Origin of the sequence: Pseudoalteromonas sp. M8, assembly GCF_018141365.1 — a bacterium.
Lineage (GTDB): Bacteria > Pseudomonadota > Gammaproteobacteria > Enterobacterales > Alteromonadaceae > Pseudoalteromonas.
On the sequence record NZ_CP047240.1, the window covers coordinates 2,914,447 to 2,932,288 of the forward strand.

16 protein-coding genes and 5 tRNA genes are annotated in these 17,842 nt (G+C 43.1%); 3 read left to right on the plus strand and 18 right to left on the minus strand.

Features of this window, described 5'->3' with window-relative positions:
• Positions 1-5: 5 nt before the first annotated feature.
• From GSF13_RS17870 to GSF13_RS17920, 11 genes are all read right to left on the minus strand, one after another.
• Positions 6-1,916: a SurA N-terminal domain-containing protein gene (locus tag GSF13_RS17870; RefSeq protein WP_174170012.1), complete on the minus strand. Its 1,911-nt coding sequence runs from the start codon at positions 1,914-1,916 to the stop codon at positions 6-8.
• Positions 1,917-2,089: 173 nt separating this feature from the next.
• A complete protein-coding gene (gene hupB, locus GSF13_RS17875) occupies positions 2,090-2,362 on the minus strand; it encodes a nucleoid-associated protein HU-beta (protein ID WP_010371157.1) in 273 nt (90 codons plus the stop codon).
• A gap of 216 nt (positions 2,363-2,578) precedes the next feature.
• Complete coding sequence (gene lon / locus GSF13_RS17880) at positions 2,579-4,936, minus strand: endopeptidase La (protein WP_017216125.1); 2,358 nt, start codon at positions 4,934-4,936, stop codon at positions 2,579-2,581.
• Between the two features lie 293 nt (positions 4,937-5,229).
• On the minus strand, positions 5,230-6,513 hold the full coding sequence (clpX, locus tag GSF13_RS17885) for an ATP-dependent protease ATP-binding subunit ClpX (RefSeq protein WP_010606725.1): 1,284 nt from the start codon (positions 6,511-6,513) through the stop codon (positions 5,230-5,232).
• 122 nt (positions 6,514-6,635) lie between these two features.
• A complete protein-coding gene (gene clpP, locus GSF13_RS17890) occupies positions 6,636-7,253 on the minus strand; it encodes an ATP-dependent Clp endopeptidase proteolytic subunit ClpP (RefSeq protein WP_010606724.1) in 618 nt (205 codons plus the stop codon).
• 333 nt (positions 7,254-7,586) lie between these two features.
• On the minus strand, positions 7,587-8,891 hold the full coding sequence (gene tig, locus GSF13_RS17895; RefSeq protein ID WP_010371144.1) for a trigger factor: 1,305 nt from the start codon (positions 8,889-8,891) through the stop codon (positions 7,587-7,589).
• Positions 8,892-9,167: 276 nt separating this feature from the next.
• Positions 9,168-9,244 (minus strand) — tRNA-Pro (locus GSF13_RS17900).
• Between the two features lie 21 nt (positions 9,245-9,265).
• Positions 9,266-9,342, minus strand: a tRNA-Pro gene (locus tag GSF13_RS17905).
• Positions 9,343-9,361: 19 nt separating this feature from the next.
• A tRNA-His gene (locus tag GSF13_RS17910) sits at positions 9,362-9,437 on the minus strand.
• Between the two features lie 24 nt (positions 9,438-9,461).
• Positions 9,462-9,538, minus strand: a tRNA-Arg gene (locus GSF13_RS17915).
• A gap of 41 nt (positions 9,539-9,579) precedes the next feature.
• Positions 9,580-9,656 (minus strand) — tRNA-Pro (locus tag GSF13_RS17920).
• 419 nt (positions 9,657-10,075) lie between these two features.
• Here GSF13_RS17920 and folD point away from each other — a divergent pair.
• Positions 10,076-10,930, plus strand: coding sequence for a bifunctional methylenetetrahydrofolate dehydrogenase/methenyltetrahydrofolate cyclohydrolase FolD (gene folD, locus GSF13_RS17925; protein WP_102057141.1), 855 nt, complete (start codon positions 10,076-10,078; stop codon positions 10,928-10,930).
• A gap of 62 nt (positions 10,931-10,992) precedes the next feature.
• On the opposite strand, the gene GSF13_RS17930 is transcribed toward folD, so the two are convergent.
• From GSF13_RS17930 to prmB, 3 genes are read right to left on the minus strand one after another with little or no spacing between them, the layout of a single operon-like run.
• Positions 10,993-11,424 (minus strand): hypothetical protein, encoded by a 432-nt coding sequence (locus GSF13_RS17930; RefSeq protein ID WP_010606721.1) that lies wholly within the window; start codon positions 11,422-11,424, stop codon positions 10,993-10,995.
• Positions 11,425-11,483: 59 nt separating this feature from the next.
• On the minus strand, positions 11,484-12,581 hold the full coding sequence (gene aroC, locus GSF13_RS17935) for a chorismate synthase (protein ID WP_211866585.1): 1,098 nt from the start codon (positions 12,579-12,581) through the stop codon (positions 11,484-11,486).
• A gap of 47 nt (positions 12,582-12,628) precedes the next feature.
• Positions 12,629-13,564, minus strand: coding sequence for a 50S ribosomal protein L3 N(5)-glutamine methyltransferase (prmB, locus tag GSF13_RS17940; RefSeq protein ID WP_211869046.1), 936 nt, complete (start codon positions 13,562-13,564; stop codon positions 12,629-12,631).
• A gap of 96 nt (positions 13,565-13,660) precedes the next feature.
• Between prmB and smrB the strand changes: the two genes are divergently transcribed.
• A complete protein-coding gene (smrB, locus tag GSF13_RS17945) occupies positions 13,661-14,212 on the plus strand; it encodes an endonuclease SmrB (RefSeq protein ID WP_010606719.1) in 552 nt (183 codons plus the stop codon).
• Positions 14,213-14,448: 236 nt separating this feature from the next.
• Positions 14,449-14,691 carry a hypothetical protein gene (locus tag GSF13_RS17950; protein WP_045990797.1) on the plus strand — a complete coding sequence of 81 codons (243 nt, stop codon included), beginning with the start codon at positions 14,449-14,451 and terminating at the stop codon, positions 14,689-14,691.
• Between the two features lie 256 nt (positions 14,692-14,947).
• Here the strand turns inward: GSF13_RS17950 and GSF13_RS17955 are convergent, their stop codons facing one another.
• From GSF13_RS17955 to GSF13_RS25005, 4 genes are all read right to left on the minus strand, one after another.
• On the minus strand, positions 14,948-15,553 hold the full coding sequence (locus GSF13_RS17955) for a peroxiredoxin C (protein WP_010371125.1): 606 nt from the start codon (positions 15,551-15,553) through the stop codon (positions 14,948-14,950).
• 320 nt (positions 15,554-15,873) lie between these two features.
• Positions 15,874-16,587: a fatty acid metabolism transcriptional regulator FadR gene (gene fadR / locus GSF13_RS17960; protein ID WP_010371123.1), complete on the minus strand. Its 714-nt coding sequence runs from the start codon at positions 16,585-16,587 to the stop codon at positions 15,874-15,876.
• Positions 16,588-16,755: 168 nt separating this feature from the next.
• Positions 16,756-17,463, minus strand: coding sequence for a hypothetical protein (locus GSF13_RS17965; protein WP_249122697.1), 708 nt, complete (start codon positions 17,461-17,463; stop codon positions 16,756-16,758).
• 185 nt (positions 17,464-17,648) lie between these two features.
• Positions 17,649-17,786 carry a GNAT family N-acetyltransferase gene (locus tag GSF13_RS25005; protein WP_349237909.1) on the minus strand — a complete coding sequence of 46 codons (138 nt, stop codon included), beginning with the start codon at positions 17,784-17,786 and terminating at the stop codon, positions 17,649-17,651.
• Positions 17,787-17,842 lie beyond the last annotated feature (56 nt).

A 17,842-nucleotide genomic window follows, 5' to 3' on the forward strand; every position in this document is an offset into this window, starting at 1 on the left:
AACGATTATTGCTGCTCTGTGACCTGTAACTGTGGTCTTTTCACTTCAGACTTAGCTTCAAGTGCTGCTAGTAGCTCAAGATAGTTTTTGTTTGCATAAGAAGCCGTGATTGACTGCTTCTGCTGCGCATCAACTTTGCCATCAACTTCAGGCGTGGTTACAGACTTCAGCACCACAAATGCCGAGTCACCATTACCAAGCTCTACAAGTGCAGATTCTGTTTCTGCTACACCAGGCTGAGGCAATTTAAATGCTTCTGCTGCGATAGCTGGCGGTACGTCGTAGCTACGACGCTTAAGCTCAGTCACGCTTTTCACTTCGATATTTTGTGCTTTGGCAATCTCAGCTAAAGTAGAACTACCTTGTAGTTGCTCAAATAGTGACTGTGCTTTCTCTGCAATTAATGTCGACGCTTTTTCATTGCTCAACTGCGTTTTGATCTGCGCGCTGACTTCCTCAAGTGGCTTCGTCGCTGCCGCTTTATGCTCAGCAACACGAACCACCACGATATGCTCTGGTGCAACTTCTAACACTTCAGAGTTTACGCGGTCTTCTAGCAGCTCTGGCGTGAAGATAGTATTGCTTATCGCTGGTGAATTCAGTGGCTCAGGAAGCGCATTACGACTTACCAGCTCAGTTGATTTGATTTCAACGCCAGCGGCTTCAGCAGCGTCTTGTAGCGAGTCAGCCATTTCAAAAGCAAGTTCAGCTACACGGGTTTGCTTTTGATAGAACGCATCGATTTTAGCTGCTTTTTCAAGCTCTGCACGAAGGTTGTCTTTTACGTCTTCAAAAGATTGCGCTTGTTGGCGTTGAATGTCCGTTAGCTTGATAATGTGAAAACCAAACTCAGATTCAACCACTTCAGATACATCACCTACCGCGGCAAGCGCAAATGCTGCATCTTCAAACGCCGGATCCATCATGTCCCTTTCAATCCAATCTAGATCACCGCCAAGCTCAGCGCTCACCACGTCGTCAGATTTTTCTTCTGCAACAACGGCAAAATCAGCACCGTTATTCAATTCAGCCAGAATTTCATCTGCTTTTTGTTTAGCGGCTTCAGCATCTTCGCTTGCATCAACAAGAATGTGTGACACGCGGCGTCTTTCAGGTTCAAGATATTGGTTTTTTTGCTCTTCGTAATACGTTTTTAACGCTTCCTCAGTAACTGGTTCTGCAGGCGCTAAATCTTCAGCTTTTAGCTCGATATAGTTAACCGCCACCAATTCTGGAGCTTGGAACTGAGTTTGATTCAAGTCGTAATAGTTCTGAACTTCTTCATCTGATACTGACACTTCATCTTTCACCAACTCTTTGCTTAATACCGCATAGTCGATAGCACGAGTTTGTTGCTGTAGCGCAATAGATTGCTGAAGTTCGTTTTTCAGTACAAAATCAGTGCCAGCAACTGCAGAGATTAACTGCGCACGAGTCATCTCGTCACGAAGATATTCACGGAAGCTATCTGGCTGGAAGTTCATTTGACGGATAACTTGTAAGTAACGGTCGTTACTGAATTCTCCACCAATTTGAAAATATGGCATTTCAACAATCGCTTTTTTAACCTGCTCATCGCTCACACGAAGACCAAGCTCTTTAGCTAATTGAGTTTGTAATTCTTGTTGTACTAATTGATCAACAACACCTTGGCGAATTTGCGCCATATAATTAGGATCGGCTGCAATCTGTGCAAAGTATTCGCCAAACTGTTGCTCTAGTCGTGCGCGTTCATTTGAGTAAGCACGAGAAAACTTGGTTTGTGAAATCTTTACTCCGTTCACTTCTGCGACAGGCTGCTCTGTGGTTTGACCTAGGTAACCACCGATCCCTGCTAACGCAAAAGATAAGATGACTAAACCTAATACGATTTTAGCCGCCGGGCCTTGCGAGCCTTCTCTGATCTTTTCAAGCATTTATTGTTTCTCTTATCTAAGTCAAAGCACTAAAGCACTTTGTGTTTGCTAGATTTGGGTTAAGCATTACACCAATCAGATTAGTGATGGTATAAAAAAAGCGTATCTTAGCAGATACGCCTTTTATCTTGAAGCAGTTCGCGATGACTCTGCACCGCCTAATTCAAATTGAATTAGTTTACTGCGTCTTTAAGCGCTTTACCCGCTTTGAAAGATGGGATGTTAGCTGCTGCGATTTGAATAGTCTCACCAGTTTGTGGGTTACGACCAGAACGTGCAGCACGCTCGCGCACTGAGAAAGTACCAAAACCTACAAGTGCAACAGAGTCACCGTCTTTTAGTGCACCCGTTACAGACTCAATGAATGAATCTAGCGCACGACCAGCAGCCGCTTTAGAAATGTCAGCATCAGCTGCGATTTGATCGATTAATTGAGATTTATTCACAATATCATCCTCTTCCATAGTTATTGTCAAAAGTTACTTCTTACTGGTAACTTTTGCTATTCATTTAGAGACATCACAGCGACTCTCTAATTCTCGAAATCTTTCTCAAGCCTAGTGATTACGGGGCTTCCGAACCAGTAGGCTTGAATACAGTGCCTAACTTAACACACCTTTTAGATTTGAAAAGCCTTTTCACTCAATTTTTTGGCTTTTTTCTTAGTTTTTTTGCGATTCCACACTAAAACTGTCTATTGGGTGCGCTAACGCCAGTGATAATACCTCATCAATCCATGACACCGCATGAATATCAAGCCCTTCAAGAACATTCTCAGGAATTTCTTTTAAGTCGCGCTCGTTCTTTTTCGGTATTAAAACTCGTTTAATTCCACCACGGTGCGCTGCCAATAATTTCTCTTTCAGACCACCGATAGGCAGAACTTCACCACGCAAGGTAATTTCACCTGTCATCGCGACATCTGCACGCACTGGATTGCCAGTGAGGCTTGACACTAAGCCCGTTACCATCGCAATACCGGCGCTCGGACCGTCTTTCGGCGTTGCACCTTCAGGAACATGAACATGAATATCACGTTTCTCGTAGAAATCGTCATTAATGCGTAGTTTGTCAGCACGGTTGCGCACAACCGTCATTGCCGCCTGAATTGACTCTTGCATCACATCGCCCAGCGAGCCGGTGTAAGCAAGTTTGCCTTTACCTGGTACTGCCGCACATTCGATAGTGAGTAAGTCACCCCCTACTTCCGTCCATGCAAGCCCGGTAACTTGACCAACTCTATCGCCGTCTTCCGCCTTGCCGTAGTCGTGACGTTGTACACCTAAGAAGTCTTCAAGATTTTCTTGGTTAATCACAACTTGCTTAACATTTTTATCTAGCAAGATGTTCTTAACGGCTTTTCGGCATAACTTAGAAACTTCGCGCTCTAGATTACGGACACCCGCTTCACGCGTGTAGTAGCGGATAATGCCAATGATCGCACTGTCTTCAATATTGATTTCAGACTCTTTTAATCCATTGCGTTTCACTTGCTTTGGAATTAAGTGCTGCTTGGCAATATTTAGCTTTTCGTCCTCGGTGTAACCAGAAAGACGAATGACTTCCATACGGTCTAATAATGGACCTGGAATGTTAAAGCTATTAGAAGTCGCAACAAACATAACATCAGACAGATCGTAGTCCACTTCTAAATAGTGGTCTGCAAAGTTGCTATTTTGCTCTGGATCTAACACTTCTAGTAGAGCCGATGCAGGATCGCCACGCATATCCGATGACATCTTATCGATTTCATCCAACAAGAAAAGCGGGTTCTTTACGCCAACTTTCGACATGCTTTGGATCAATTTACCCGGCATTGAGCCAATATAAGTTCTTCTGTGACCACGAATTTCAGCTTCGTCGCGCACGCCACCGAGCGCCATACGTACGTACTTACGGCCAGTCGAACGCGCGATAGATTGACCTAAACTGGTTTTACCAACGCCTGGAGGACCAACTAAGCATAATATAGGACCTTTAAGCTTATTGGTGCGCTGCTGTACCGCTAGATATTCGATGATGCGGTCTTTCACTTTCTCAAGACCATAATGATCGGCATCTAGTATCTTTTGTGCACCAGCTAGGTCTTTTTTCACCTTTGAGCGTTTTTTCCAAGGTACATTGATCATCGTCTCAATGTACGAGCGCACAACTGTCGCCTCTGCAGACATAGGTGACATCATTTTAAGTTTGTTAAGCTCTGAAAGCGCTTTTTCTTCCGCTTCTTGCGGCATATTCGCTTCGCTAATACGCTTTTTCAGGGCTTCAAATTCGTCAGGAACATCATCCAGCTCACCAAGCTCTTTCTGAATAGCTTTCATTTGCTCATTCAGATAGTACTCTCGTTGAGATTTCTCCATTTGCTTTTTAACGCGTGAGCGGATCTTCTTCTCTACTTGAAGTAAATCGATCTCGCCTTCCATCAACGCCATCAAATACTCGAGACGCTCAGTCACATCGTTAATTTCTAGCACCTTTTGTTTTTCAGGTACTTTAATTGGCATATGAGCAGCCATCGTATCCGCTAAGCGTGCAGCTTCATCGATACCCGATACTGAAGTTAGTACTTCTGGTGGGATCTTTTTATTTAGCTTCACATAGCCTTCGAACTGGCTAATTGCGCTGCGAACTAATATGTCTTGCTCTTGCTCATCCACATCCTGAGATGGAATGTACTGAGCTTGCGCCAAGAAATATTCGTCTGTAATTAGAAACTCATCTATTTTTGCGCGTTGAGTACCTTCAACTAGCACTTTCACTGTGCCATCAGGTAGTTTGAGTAACTGTAGTACCGTTGCAATGGTACCAGTCTGATAGACATCATCAGTGCTTGGGTCATCAACTGAGGCGTCTTTTTGCGCAACTAAAAAGATTTGCTTGTCATTGTCCATCGCAGCTTCTAGGCATTTTATTGATTTTTCTCGACCTACAAACAGCGGGATCACCATATGCGGATACACCACTACATCGCGTAGCGCTAGCACAGGAATTTCTACTCGATCCGTTCTTTCAAGCGTCATTATGTTCTCTTCGCACTTCAATTAATTTTGGGAATACTGAGCTATATGGGGATAACGCAGATAAAGTTCAATAGTTTATAGTAATCCGCATCAAGTAGAGATCAATTTAACGTATAAAAAGCTTAGTTTTGACACTCAATTTACCGTGGTGAAATGTATGAAATATTCACCCTAAAAACTTGTCTCGCTATTGCCCTTTATTGTTATAGCAATTTGACTATATTGGTTTCTATCTGATGTGGACTAAGAAATAAAAAGGAGCGCTAGGCTCCTTTTTTCAATCTCATACTGAGCTATTCAGACGCCGCCTTTTCTTTACCGTTATTTTCGTAAATCATAATAGGGTCTGATTCGCCTTTGATCACCGTTTCATCAATGACGACTTTACTCACTTCTTCTAGTGAAGGAAGCTCATACATAGTATCAAGCAGTACGCCTTCGACAATCGAACGCAGACCGCGGGCACCCGTTTTACGCTCCATCGCTTTATGAGCAATCGCTCGTAGCGCATCTTCACGGAATTCAAGGTCAACACCTTCCATCTTAAATAGCGCCGCGTATTGCTTAGTGAGTGCATTTTTCGGCTCATTTAGGATTTCAATTAGTGCTTCTTCGTCCAGTTCAGTCAAAGTTGCAACTACAGGCAAACGACCAATAAATTCAGGAATTAAGCCGTACTTAACTAAATCTTCAGGCTCTACGTCTTTAAACGTTTCGCTTAATGAGCGCTCAGAGTCTTTAGACTTAACTTCAGCACCAAACCCAATTCCGGTATTTTTTGTACTGCGCTGCTCGATGACTTTATCTAAGCCTGCAAACGCACCACCACAGATAAACAAGATCTTAGAAGTATCTACTTGTAAAAACTCTTGTTGCGGGTGCTTTCTACCACCTTGTGGCGGAACAGATGCAACCGTGCCTTCAATCAGTTTTAGTAGTGCTTGTTGTACACCTTCACCTGACACATCACGGGTAATTGATGGGTTGTCAGATTTTCTTGAAATTTTGTCGATTTCGTCAATGTAAACAATACCACGCTGTGCTTTCTCAACGTCGTAATCACATTTTTGCAGAAGCTTTTGAATGATGTTTTCAACATCTTCCCCCACATAACCGGCTTCGGTTAATGTCGTTGCATCTGCCATGGTGAATGGGACGTCAAGTAAACGTGCAAGCGTTTCCGCTAGAAGGGTTTTACCACTACCCGTTGGACCAATTAGTAGAATATTACTCTTGCCAAGTTCTACATCACCTTTACCACCTTGGTTACGCAGGCGCTTGTAGTGATTATAAACCGCAACAGACAAGACTTTTTTAGCGTGGTCTTGACCTATCACATAATCATCTAAGTGATTTCTGATCTCTTTTGGCACAGGTAATTTATCAGACGCGTCATGCTTAGGCGCAATATCTTTGATTTCTTCCCTAATAATGTCGTTACAAAGTTCAACGCACTCGTCACATATATAGACAGATGGACCGGCAATTAACTTACGAACTTCATGCTGGCTCTTACCGCAAAATGAGCAGTAGAGTAGCTTGCTATTCTTATCGCCGTCTGTTGGAGTGTCTGACATTCAGCTACCTCATTCAATTGCTGTTATCTCTAGATAACATCGTATTTCTTTTAACTATACCAAAGAAATTTGGCTTTGGCACAGTAGAAGCCGATGAATTCAATTCATCGGCTAATTCATAATCACTTAAGCTCTCGACGAGAGTGAACCGCATCAATCAGACCATATTCTAACGCTTGATCTGCAGTCATAAAGTTGTCTCGGTCTGTGTCATGCGCAACCACATCATAAGGTTGACCGGTGTGATCCGCCATTAAGCGATTCAATTTTTCTTTGATCGCCAAGATTTCGCGGGCGTGAATTTCAAAATCAGAAGCCTGACCTTGGAAACCACCTAAAGGTTGGTGGATCATCACACGCGAGTTCGGCAAGCAATAACGTTTACCTTTAGCACCGCCAGATAGCAAAAATGCTCCCATACTCGCAGCCTGACCAACACAAACCGTACTAACGTCAGGCTTGATAAAGTTCATCGTGTCGTAGATTGACATTCCAGCAGTCACAGAACCACCTGGCGAGTTGATATACAAGAATATATCTTTGTCAGGGCTTTCTGATTCTAAGAACAGCATCTGCGCCACAATTAGATTGGCCATATGGTCTTCGACTTGACCTGTTAAGAAAATAATACGGTCTTTTAACAGTCGTGAGTAAATATCATAAGAACGCTCGCCTTTAGCCGTTTGCTCCACGACCATAGGTACTAACGCATTGATTGGATCGATCATACCATCATTCATGTTTTTTATTCCTTATTAGCACAGAATCTATTGCCTATTCGCAGCAACTTTCATTGGACTTAGCGCGGTCCATAAAAACATTCTGTGATCGGTGTTTAGGCTAATACTTTTTTGAGCGAATTGAAACGAGTAGATATAACTGTATCAGTAATACTCAACGAAACCTGACTCGTAAAATAAGTATAGCTAATAAAATAAGCCATGCCTCAAGATATAAGTACTTAATGCTTCAATATCAAGGCTTAAAAACAAAAATGGCCCGAATTCTCTATTAGAGTAACTCGAGCCATTTAAACTTCAGCTTAGCTGTAAGTCAATGATTTCTTCAAAGACTTATTGAGCAGCCTGTGGATTCATGATGTCGTCGAATGACTTTTCAACATCAGAAACAGATGCAGCAGCAAGTACAGCTTCAACTGCTAGCTCTTCCATCGCAACGTTGCGCATTTGCTGCATTAGTTGATCGTTTGCTTTGTAGTATGCCACTACTTCACTTGGATCTTCGTATGCAGAAGCAACTGTGTCGATTAGTTCAGCAACTTTATCTTCATCAACTTTGATGTCGTTCGCTTTGATCACTTCACCTAGTAGTAGGCCAGTTTTCACGCGAGTTACTGCTTGCTCGTGGAATAGCTCAGCTGGAAGCTCAGGCATGTTTTGTGCGTTGCCACCAAAACGTTGTGCAGCTTGTTGACGAAGTGCATCGATTTCTTGGTCGATTAGTGCTTTTGGCACTTCAACTTCGTTAGTTTCTAGAAGACCTTTGATAGCTTGATCTTTCACGTTAGCTTTAACCGCTTGGTTTAGCTCACGCTCCATGTTCTTCTTAACTTCTTCTTTAAGTGCGTCAACGCCGCCTTCAGCAACACCAAACTTAGTTGCGAACTCGTCAGTTAGTTCAGGAAGCTCTTGAACTTCAACTTTCTTCACAGTGATTGTGAATTGAGCCGCTTTACCTTTTAGGTTTTCAGCGTGATATTCTTCAGGGAAAGTTACGTCAGAAACAACTTCTTCACCTGCTTTTTTACCAACGATACCGTCTTCGAAACCTGGGATCATACGACCTTGACCAAGCTCTAGAGGGAAGTCTTCAGCTTTACCGCCTTCGAACTCTTCACCGTCGATTGTACCAACGAAATCAACCGTTACACGGTCTTTTTCGCCAGCTGCAGCATCACTCTCAGTCCAAGAAGCGTGTTGCTTACGAAGCGTTTCAAGCATGTTCGCTAGGTCTTCATCAGTGACAGAAACTGCAGGCTTCTCAACCGCAATTTTGTCTAGATCTTTAAGCTCAACTTCTGGGTATACTTCAAAAGTTGCATCGAATTCTAGATCTTTACCCGCTTCTAGTGACTTAGGAGCAAAAGATGGTGCGCCTGCAGGGTTGATTTTCTCTGCAATGATTGCTTCGATATAGTTACGCTGCATCAGATCGCCAGCAACTTCTTGACGTACAGCCGCGCCGTAACGCTTAGTGATGATTGACACTGGAACCTTACCAGGGCGGAAGCCATCGATACGCTGTGTTCTTGACAGTTGTTGTAGGCGTTTTTTAACTTCAGTCTCAACGTTCTCTGCAGGAACGGTGATGGTCAGACGGCGCTCAAGGCCTTGAGTCGTCTCAACAGAAACTTGCATGATTTACCTCAATCTTCATTTTTGGGCGACAAAGCGCCTTCCTTACTAACAAGACAACCATCATGCTTTTATGGGCCTTCGGCTAAATTGCCAAACTCTCCGTTGCATGTGACGCTTGTTGCCTGCCCTACGGGCACTACGTTAATTAATAGACGCGGCATTATAACCTATTCAACGACGGAGTCGAGCAATCAGGTTAAATAATTAGGCATATTGGTGCTAATTGATTAAAAGTTAGTAAATTTGAAATAAAGGACTGAAATACTAGAGAGAAAGTGGTCGGCGATGCAGGATTTGAACCTGCGACCCCTTGGACCCAAACCAAGTGCGCTACCAAGCTGCGCTAATCGCCGAACATATATATTTTGTAGAAGTGGTCGGCGATGCAGGATTTGAACCTGCGACCCCTTGGACCCAAACCAAGTGCGCTACCAAGCTGCGCTAATCGCCGACTGATTTTGGCATGTAGATGGGGCGACTGATGGGACTTGAACCCACGACAACCGGAATCACAATCCAGGGCTCTACCAACTGAGCTACAGCCGCCACTACATGTGGATTAAAATAAGATGGCGCACCCTGAAGGATTCGAACCTTCGACCGACGCCTTAGAAGGGCGTTGCTCTATCCAGCTGAGCTAAGGGCGCAAACTCGTAAACATCTTCATGCTACATTCTTATTTTAAAAGTGGTCGGCGATGCAGGATTTGAACCTGCGACCCCTTGGACCCAAACCAAGTGCGCTACCAAGCTGCGCTAATCGCCGACTGTGACCTTGGAGAACTAAGAACCTTTTTATCGGTGAGTCCTCGTTGGCAACGGGGTGCATAATAGTGATTTGCCCGAAGTAGGTCAAATATTTTTTTTAGTTTTTGTTTCAACTGCCTAATTTTGCCACAAATTGTTGATAAAACAGCTGACTTAAACAATTTTTGAGCGGTTCTTGTAGAACAGATCATGAAAACCTTTGCTTTTACGCAATGCAAACTTGGCGGGCTGGCTGTTTTTTGAGAAAATAGCGGGCAAATGTCCTCCTTTGTTGTAACTAAAGGGACATATAAATAGAGCGACCCCATTTTCATCTTTATTAAGCAATCATTTCATCAATACATGAAAGTGCTTGTATAGAAGAATTTAAAGGCTCTATCATCGTTCAAGTTTTTTAACCCTTAATATAGGTCAATCATGACGGCAAACATCATTGATGGCAAAGCTATCGCGAAACAAGTTCGTTCTACTGTTGCACAACGAGTTCAAGACAGACTAGCGCAAGGCCTAAGAGCGCCTGGCTTGGCTGTGGTATTAGTAGGCCAGGATCCCGCGAGCCAAGTTTATGTTGGTTCAAAGCGTAAAGCCTGTGAAGAAGTCGGATTTGTTTCTAAATCTTTCGACTTACCAGGTGACACAAGCGAAGAGCAATTACTTGCGCTTGTTGATGAGCTTAATGCAGATCCTGAAGTTGATGGGATCTTAGTACAATTGCCGCTACCTGAAGGCCTAGACGCAGAAAAAGTGTTAGAGCGTATTGATCCTCATAAAGACGTCGACGGCTTTCACCCATATAACGTAGGTCGTCTTGCCCAAAGAATGCCAGCACTGAGACCTTGTACGCCAAAAGGGATCATCACCCTACTCGACTCTACCGGTGTGCGTTATAAAGGCATGCATGCTGTTGTGGTTGGTGCTTCAAACATCGTTGGTCGTCCTATGTCGCTAGAACTATTACTTGCCGGTTGTACTACAACCGTTTGCCATAAATTTACGCAAGACTTGGAGGCTCACGTTCGTCGCGCCGATCTATTAGTTGTGGCGGTTGGTAAACCTGAGTTTATTCCAGGCGACTGGGTTAAAGAAGGCGCGATTGTCATCGATGTAGGCATTAATCGCTTAGAATCTGGCAAACTGGTAGGTGACGTGCAATACGACATCGCAGAACAAAACGCGAGCTTTATTACCCCAGTGCCAGGTGGTGTGGGCCCAATGACCGTCGCAAGCTTAATCGAAAATACGCTAGAAGCGTGTGAAAAATATCACAGCTAAACGCTGTTAGTTTATAGCTGTAATAAAAGCCTCAGTTGAGGCTTTTATTATTTTAAGCCTCACTAACTCATTAGCGTGTCCTTGTTCGCTTTGTTTTCTTCCTGAGTTACCGCTTCTCTCATCGCTTCTTGTAAGGCAGCCATCCGCTCTTCTAATTCTTCAGGTGAAATTTTTCCCTCAGCCGCAAGCTTTTCAAGTTCTGCCATTTTCTCTTTTAATTCGTCTATTTTCTCTTTATTTGCCCCTAAGCGGCTAAACATTACCGCTTCTCTCATTTTTTCTAGAAATGACTGATTACGCTCCACCACTTCATATTTATATGGCTCGTCGGCTTTATTATCCAGTACAGGGGATGATTGGGTTGCGATGTTAGCAGCCGCGACATAGTCTTGCTCCTGCGCAGCGGTATTAGCTCGTTTAGTTTGGGCAAGGCTTTGCTGCTCTGAAACGGACTCAGTGGTACGAATTGCGGAGTGGGTTTGGTAAGTGATCATGATTGCTCTCCTTGATTTGTCCAAGAAAAGCAATCACTGTGCCAGAATTAGCTTACTGGCTAGATATGACCAGGAATTGGCTTATGCGGCAAATTGACGTCTTGGTTTTGACCACGGTGACGTAATAAGTGATCCATGAGCGTAATAGCCAACATAGCTTCTGCGATTGGAATGGCACGAATACCAACACAAGGATCATGGCGACCCTTCGTCACAACTTCTTGCGGTTGGTTGTGGGTATCAATACTCTGTCCTGGTACCGAGATACTTGATGTCGGTTTTAGCGCAATTGATGCGATAATATCTTGCCCTGTAGAAATACCCGCTAAAACGCCGCCTGCATGATTAGAGGTAAAACCCTGTGGCGTTAGCTCATCTCTATGCTCCGAGCCCTTTTGCTCAACCACATCAAAGCCATCACCAATCTCTACGCCTTTTACGGCATTAATGCTCATCAAGGAGTGCGCTATCTCAGCATCCAAACGGTCAAACACTGGCTCACCTAAACCAACAGGCACATTTTTCGCCACGACTTTTACCTTTGCGCCGACTGAATCACCTTCTTTTTTCAGCGTACGCATATATTCATCTAGCGCTTCTAGCTTAGATTCATCGGGAAAGAAAAATGGATTGGTTTCAACCGCTGACCAATCATAATGCTCGGCTTTAATCGGACCTAATTGAGAAAGACAGGCTTTGATTTCGATGCCGTGGACTTGCTTGAGATACTTTTTCGCAATTGCACCTGCTGCAACTCGAATGGCAGTTTCACGTGCCGACGACCTACCACCACCGCGATAATCTCTATGCCCGTATTTGTGCCAATAGGTATAGTCGCCATGACCTGGGCGAAACAAGTCTTTGATGTTTGAGTAATCTTTTGAACGTTGATCGGTATTTTCAATCAACAATCCAATGCTCGTACCTGTGGTCTTGCCTTCAAACACACCCGAGAGAATTTTTATCTCATCGCCTTCTCGGCGCTGTGTTGTGTAGCGGCTTTGGCCTGGTTTGCGTCTATCTAAATCGATTTGTAAATCAGCTTCGGTGATCTCAAGCCCTGGTGGTACACCATCCACCACGCCACCAAGCGCGGCGCCATGGCTTTCACCAAAGGTCGACACCTTAAATAATTGGCCAATGCTATTGCCTGCCATCGTTTTTCCTCATTCCTAAATAGACGATAGAGAGCATTGGCTCCCTATCAGTTTTTAAAGTATTCAAATAGTTGTTGTTTGGATACGACAAAGACCCCTAAACCACCATGCTCAAAGTCTAACCAAGTAAATGGCGCTTCAGGAAATTGCTGCTCCATATGTACCATAGAATTGCCAACTTCGACAAATAACAAACCATCATCATTTAGATGATCGGCCGCTTCTGCAAGTAGTGTGCGGGTCACATCAAGGCCATCTTCTCCTGACGCCAAGCCAAGCTCTGGCTCATGATGGAACTCCTCTGGCAGATCTGACATATCTTCTGCATCGACATAAGGAGGGTTTGCTACGATTAAATCGTACTTTTGACCCGGTACACCACTAAATACATCAGACTGGATAGCAAAGACTCTGTCTTGCATCATATGCTGATTAATATTGTGATCAGCCACTTCTAAGGCTTCAAAAGAAATATCTACTGCGTCTACTTGTGCGCGCTCAAATGCTTTGGCCAATGCAATCGCAATACAACCAGAACCCGTACACATATCTAAAATACGCGTTACTTTATTCGGTGCAGCTACCCAGGGGGCAAAATGTTTTGCGATTAACTCTGCAAATGGTGAGCGTGGTACTAATACGCGCTCATCAACATAAAACGGCATACCAGCAAACCAAGCTTGATTAGTTAAGTAGGCGACGGGAATACGCTGCTCGATACGTGCTTTGATAAACTCCATCAGATGCGCTTTTTCACTTTGCGTCATACGCGCATGCATGATTTCTTTGGGGGCATCAATTGGCATATGCAGCACCGGAAGCACTAAACTGACCGCTTCGTCCCAAGGATTATCCGTACCATGACCAAAAAATACCTCGTTACTCACAAACTGGCTCGCTGTCCAGCGTACCCAGTCCTGAATGGTATGTAAGTCTTGAAAGGCTTCAACGGCCATTTCTTCGGTAATAAGTGGTTGCAACATTTCCGTCATGATGACTCTCTAAAGATCAAACTATATGGCGCTATTGTAGCGGTTTTTAAGCTAGGTTTTTATGCTTTTTTTATTTAAAATGCCATCATGAACAGAGAATCTAAAACTAATGCTGACCTAAATGACGATTTCGCGATGTTTCGTGAGTCTTTGAATGGTGTAAAACCCCTCAAACAAGATCAGGTGCAGCTCAAACAAAAGAAAAAAATTCAGAGCGTTGAGCTGAAGCAACAAGTCAAGCAGCAGCAATCTGAGTTTTACTTTTCTGACGAGTATATTCCTGATATTGATACCTCGGGAACCATTAATTTCGTAAAGCCCGGAGCTGATCGCTATTTAGCAAAGCAGCTAAGGCGTGGTGACTACGCGCCCGAACTCATCTTAGATTTACACGGACTAAATAAAGAAACGGTAAAACAAGAACTGGCAGCATTAATTCATGCTTGTAAGAAACAGCATATTGCTTGTGCGTGCGTGGTGCATGGAATTGGTGAGCGTGTGCTTAAACATAAAGTACCGCAGTATCTTGTCCAGCATCCAGATATACTGGCGATGCACCAAGCACCTTTAGAATATGGCGGTAAAGGGGCTGTATTAATCTTGGTTGATTTACCTGATGACCCTAACTTTGGCCGTTAATTCGGCCCAAACCTTGTTTTTTATCCTTTCTTGCTTCGCTTAATCCAGCCTTAATAAATTTAACTAAATCTTAGCCATTACACCCATCTCGCACTGGTCAAATTCACCACCCCATTAATTCCTCTGTGCCAAGAAAAACTTAAAACACATAAAAATCAATAAGATAAAAATTAAATTCATTTTGGCACAACCTTTGTAATAGTTATTGCGACTAACAAATTACAAGGAAACTTATTATGACTACTTTAGCGAAAATCACCATGACAACTTTATTGTTTACAGCAAGCATGACAACAACAGCTGCAGAAATTGATGCTTCATTACTTCAAGAAGTAAAAACCAAAGTAACGCAAGCTATCACTGAGTCAATCAAAGCGAATCTAGAAGAAATAAAAATTGAGACCAAACAGTCTTTAGAGAAAGCGTTTCAAACAACCAATAACAACGAGCAAGAAAAAAAGGAAGAGACTAATGATTAATGAACTCGAATTTCTGAGTCTGCTCGCAACTCCCGTGATCAGTTTATTTGCCGCTTACCTAAGCATTCAACTGATAAAATCACTGGGTCAGTTTATCAACTTTAACTAGCATGGCACTTGCTAAAGTAGGCAAGGTAGCCGAGTAGTCAAAGTTTTACCCTGAGAAAGCTATTGAGGTATCAGTAGCCATTAAAAAACCCGCCAATTGGCGGGTTTCTTTTTGATATCAGCGAGATATCACAAAGTCGACACTAAATTATAGTGCGCCTTCGTTTTCAGATAGGAACTTAGCAACACCTTCAGGGCTTGCATCCATACCTGCTTTACCTTCAGTCCAACCAGCTGGACATACTTCACCGTGCTCTTCGTGGAATGCTAGTGCATCAACCATGCGAAGCATTTCGTCGATGTTACGGCCTAGTGGTAGGTCGTTAACTACTTGGTGACGTACATTACCTTCAGCATCGATTAGGAAAGAACCACGGAAAGCAACACCAGCTTCTGGGTGCTCAACGTCGTATGCTTGACAGATTTCGTGCTTAACATCAGCGATTAGATCGTATTTAACTTGACCGATACCGCCTTCGTTTACTGGAGTGTTACGCCATGCGTTGTGTGAGAATTGAGAATCGATAGAAACACCGATCACTTCAACACCACGCTTTTGGAACTCTTCGTAACGCTTGTCGAACGCGATTAGCTCTGAAGGACAAACAAACGTGAAGTCTAGTGGGTAAAAGAAAACAACCGCTTTTTTACCTTTAATACGCTCGTGCAGGTTGTAGCTATCTACGATCTCACCGTTACCTAGTACTGCTGCTGCTGTAAAGTCTGGTGCCTTGCGGCCTACTAATACACCCATTTTTATCTCCAATAGTTAGGTTTATTTCCAATCTTATTTGGTATCTCGTGTCGAGACCAAAATATCTTGTTCATAATATTGTGGCGTGCTTATGAAAAAACAACCCTAGCTAAATTCATAACCAAAGTCTCTTTGTCATTCTCACCGCCAAAAACTGCGCCTAGTGTATTTGGCAAGCGCCATAATTAACAATCGAATTTACCGATAGCACCAATCTATAAATTCGATGAGACAAAAATGCCTCCGCTCAAAATGCCAGTCGGAGATCAAAAAAGGCTTCACGAAGAAGCCTTTTTAAGATGTCTATCACTCAGTGGACATTAGTCCATGATATTTTCAGGCATATCACCGCGGATCTGCTGCCAAATTTCACCCGATTGGTGACCATACTTACGCATCAATGAAATAGCACCATCGTGTTCTTGATTTTCTGCCAGTTTGGTTAAATCTGCATAGAACTGTCTCGCCAGTCCTCGTGTTCTTGAATCAGAAAAGTAATGGCAACCAATTTTTGAGTATAAACCTCTGAAGCCATTTAAAATAAGCACATAAATTTTGTTTTGCCCAGCACCTGCCAGCTCATGGTGAACTTGGTAGTCATAATCGGCAAACGCTTCTGCGGTGTCTTCTAGCTCTTCATGCTTAGACAAAATATCGATAACACGCTGCGGATTGAATTTTATCGCCGCACGCGTATAGATAGCACTAATATTGGTACGCGCAGACAGCAGCTGATCGGTCAACTCAGGCATCTTATCTTCATCAAGACGCGCTAAAGTTTCTAATATATTAAGCCCTGACGTTTCCCAAAAGTTATTCACCCGGGTTGGCTTACCATGTTGGATAGTCAACCAGCCATCACGAGCTAGCCTTTGTAATACTTCGCGCAGTGTTGTTCTTGTTACACCAATGAGTTCAGAAAGCTCACGCTCAGCAGGTAGAATGGATCCCGGAGGGAATTCGCCGTTCCAAATTGACTCAACAATATATTCTTCAGCAAATCCAGCTGGGCTCTTGGCTTTGAAAATTCTCATCTCACACCACTTTATTATTACATCAATGCCTTGATTGGCAGGTTGTGCTTGTTAATCCACTGATTGTACCAGATGAAGCTCAACTAACAAGCTACAAATCACCCTAGCTGAAAATAGCCATGTTTAATGCAGATGAGATTGTTACGCGGTGTGAGACTTAGAACTCACTTAAGGCGATATAGACTTGGCCATAACAGGCTCATCTTCGCTCAACACTGAGCTGTTAATGTAAACAAATTGCTCCTCATCAGACCATCCTGCCTCTGCTTTCATTTTGTATAACTCAAATGCTTCGTAGTACGGATCGGTATCGTATTCGGTTTCTACCATCGCCCATGCTATCCAATGCGAAACGGTATAATCGCAACCTGCCAATTGGTATAGCGGCTCACTTAAAAAGAAAAGTGCTTCGTAACCTTCTCCACCACAGTGTTTCTTGATAATTTCAGACAGTGCATCATCTAAATGTATGGTGGGTGGATCCGCATTTTTAAACACTTCACACCTTAGCGTTTCACTGCCTCGATAAACACGACATTTCTCAGTGGAAGACTTTTCTCTATTTAACTCAATAAGTGCTTGATCGCCGAATGCTTGAAGCACAATCTCTATATTTTCATTGAGTTGATTTAGCTTGCTTAAGAGTGTTTCATCATCAGTATCTGTAGATTGCGGACACACTTTTCTGACTTCTTTCACTCTTTTAAGTATTCGCTTGCCATTTGGAAATATTGAAAAGCAGGCTTCGAGCTTTTCATCATCTAGTTTCCATATGTCGAAATGAAGAGCATAATCCTCCCTGATATCAGGCATTGAGTCAGTCGACTCTCCTAATACTTCTCTCCACTTCCTTTGCCAATGTTGTTGATTGCTCATATTGTTTTATGTTTATTACGCCGCAACAGCGGTAAATTATAGTGAAGTATTTTTGTATAGAAAGGCGGAGCTAACACAAAAATGCGTAACAGCGCTTTGCCCGCTAATTGCAATGTGATGCACACTGATTGCTCGTGAGAGAGGTAAGTATATGATCTTCCCATTTACCGGCAATTTTAAGGTACTCATGCGCCAACCCTTCTTTTACAAAAACCCAAACGGTTTAGTAATTTTTCTGACCCCAAATTATAAGCCATGTAGTTTGCCATTATGCGATGAAGTTTTAATGTGTGAAAAGCATAATCAATAGCAGTATTGCACATATTGAAAGCACCAAAAAAATTCGCTCCCTATTTTTAAATCACATAGCGAACTTTAT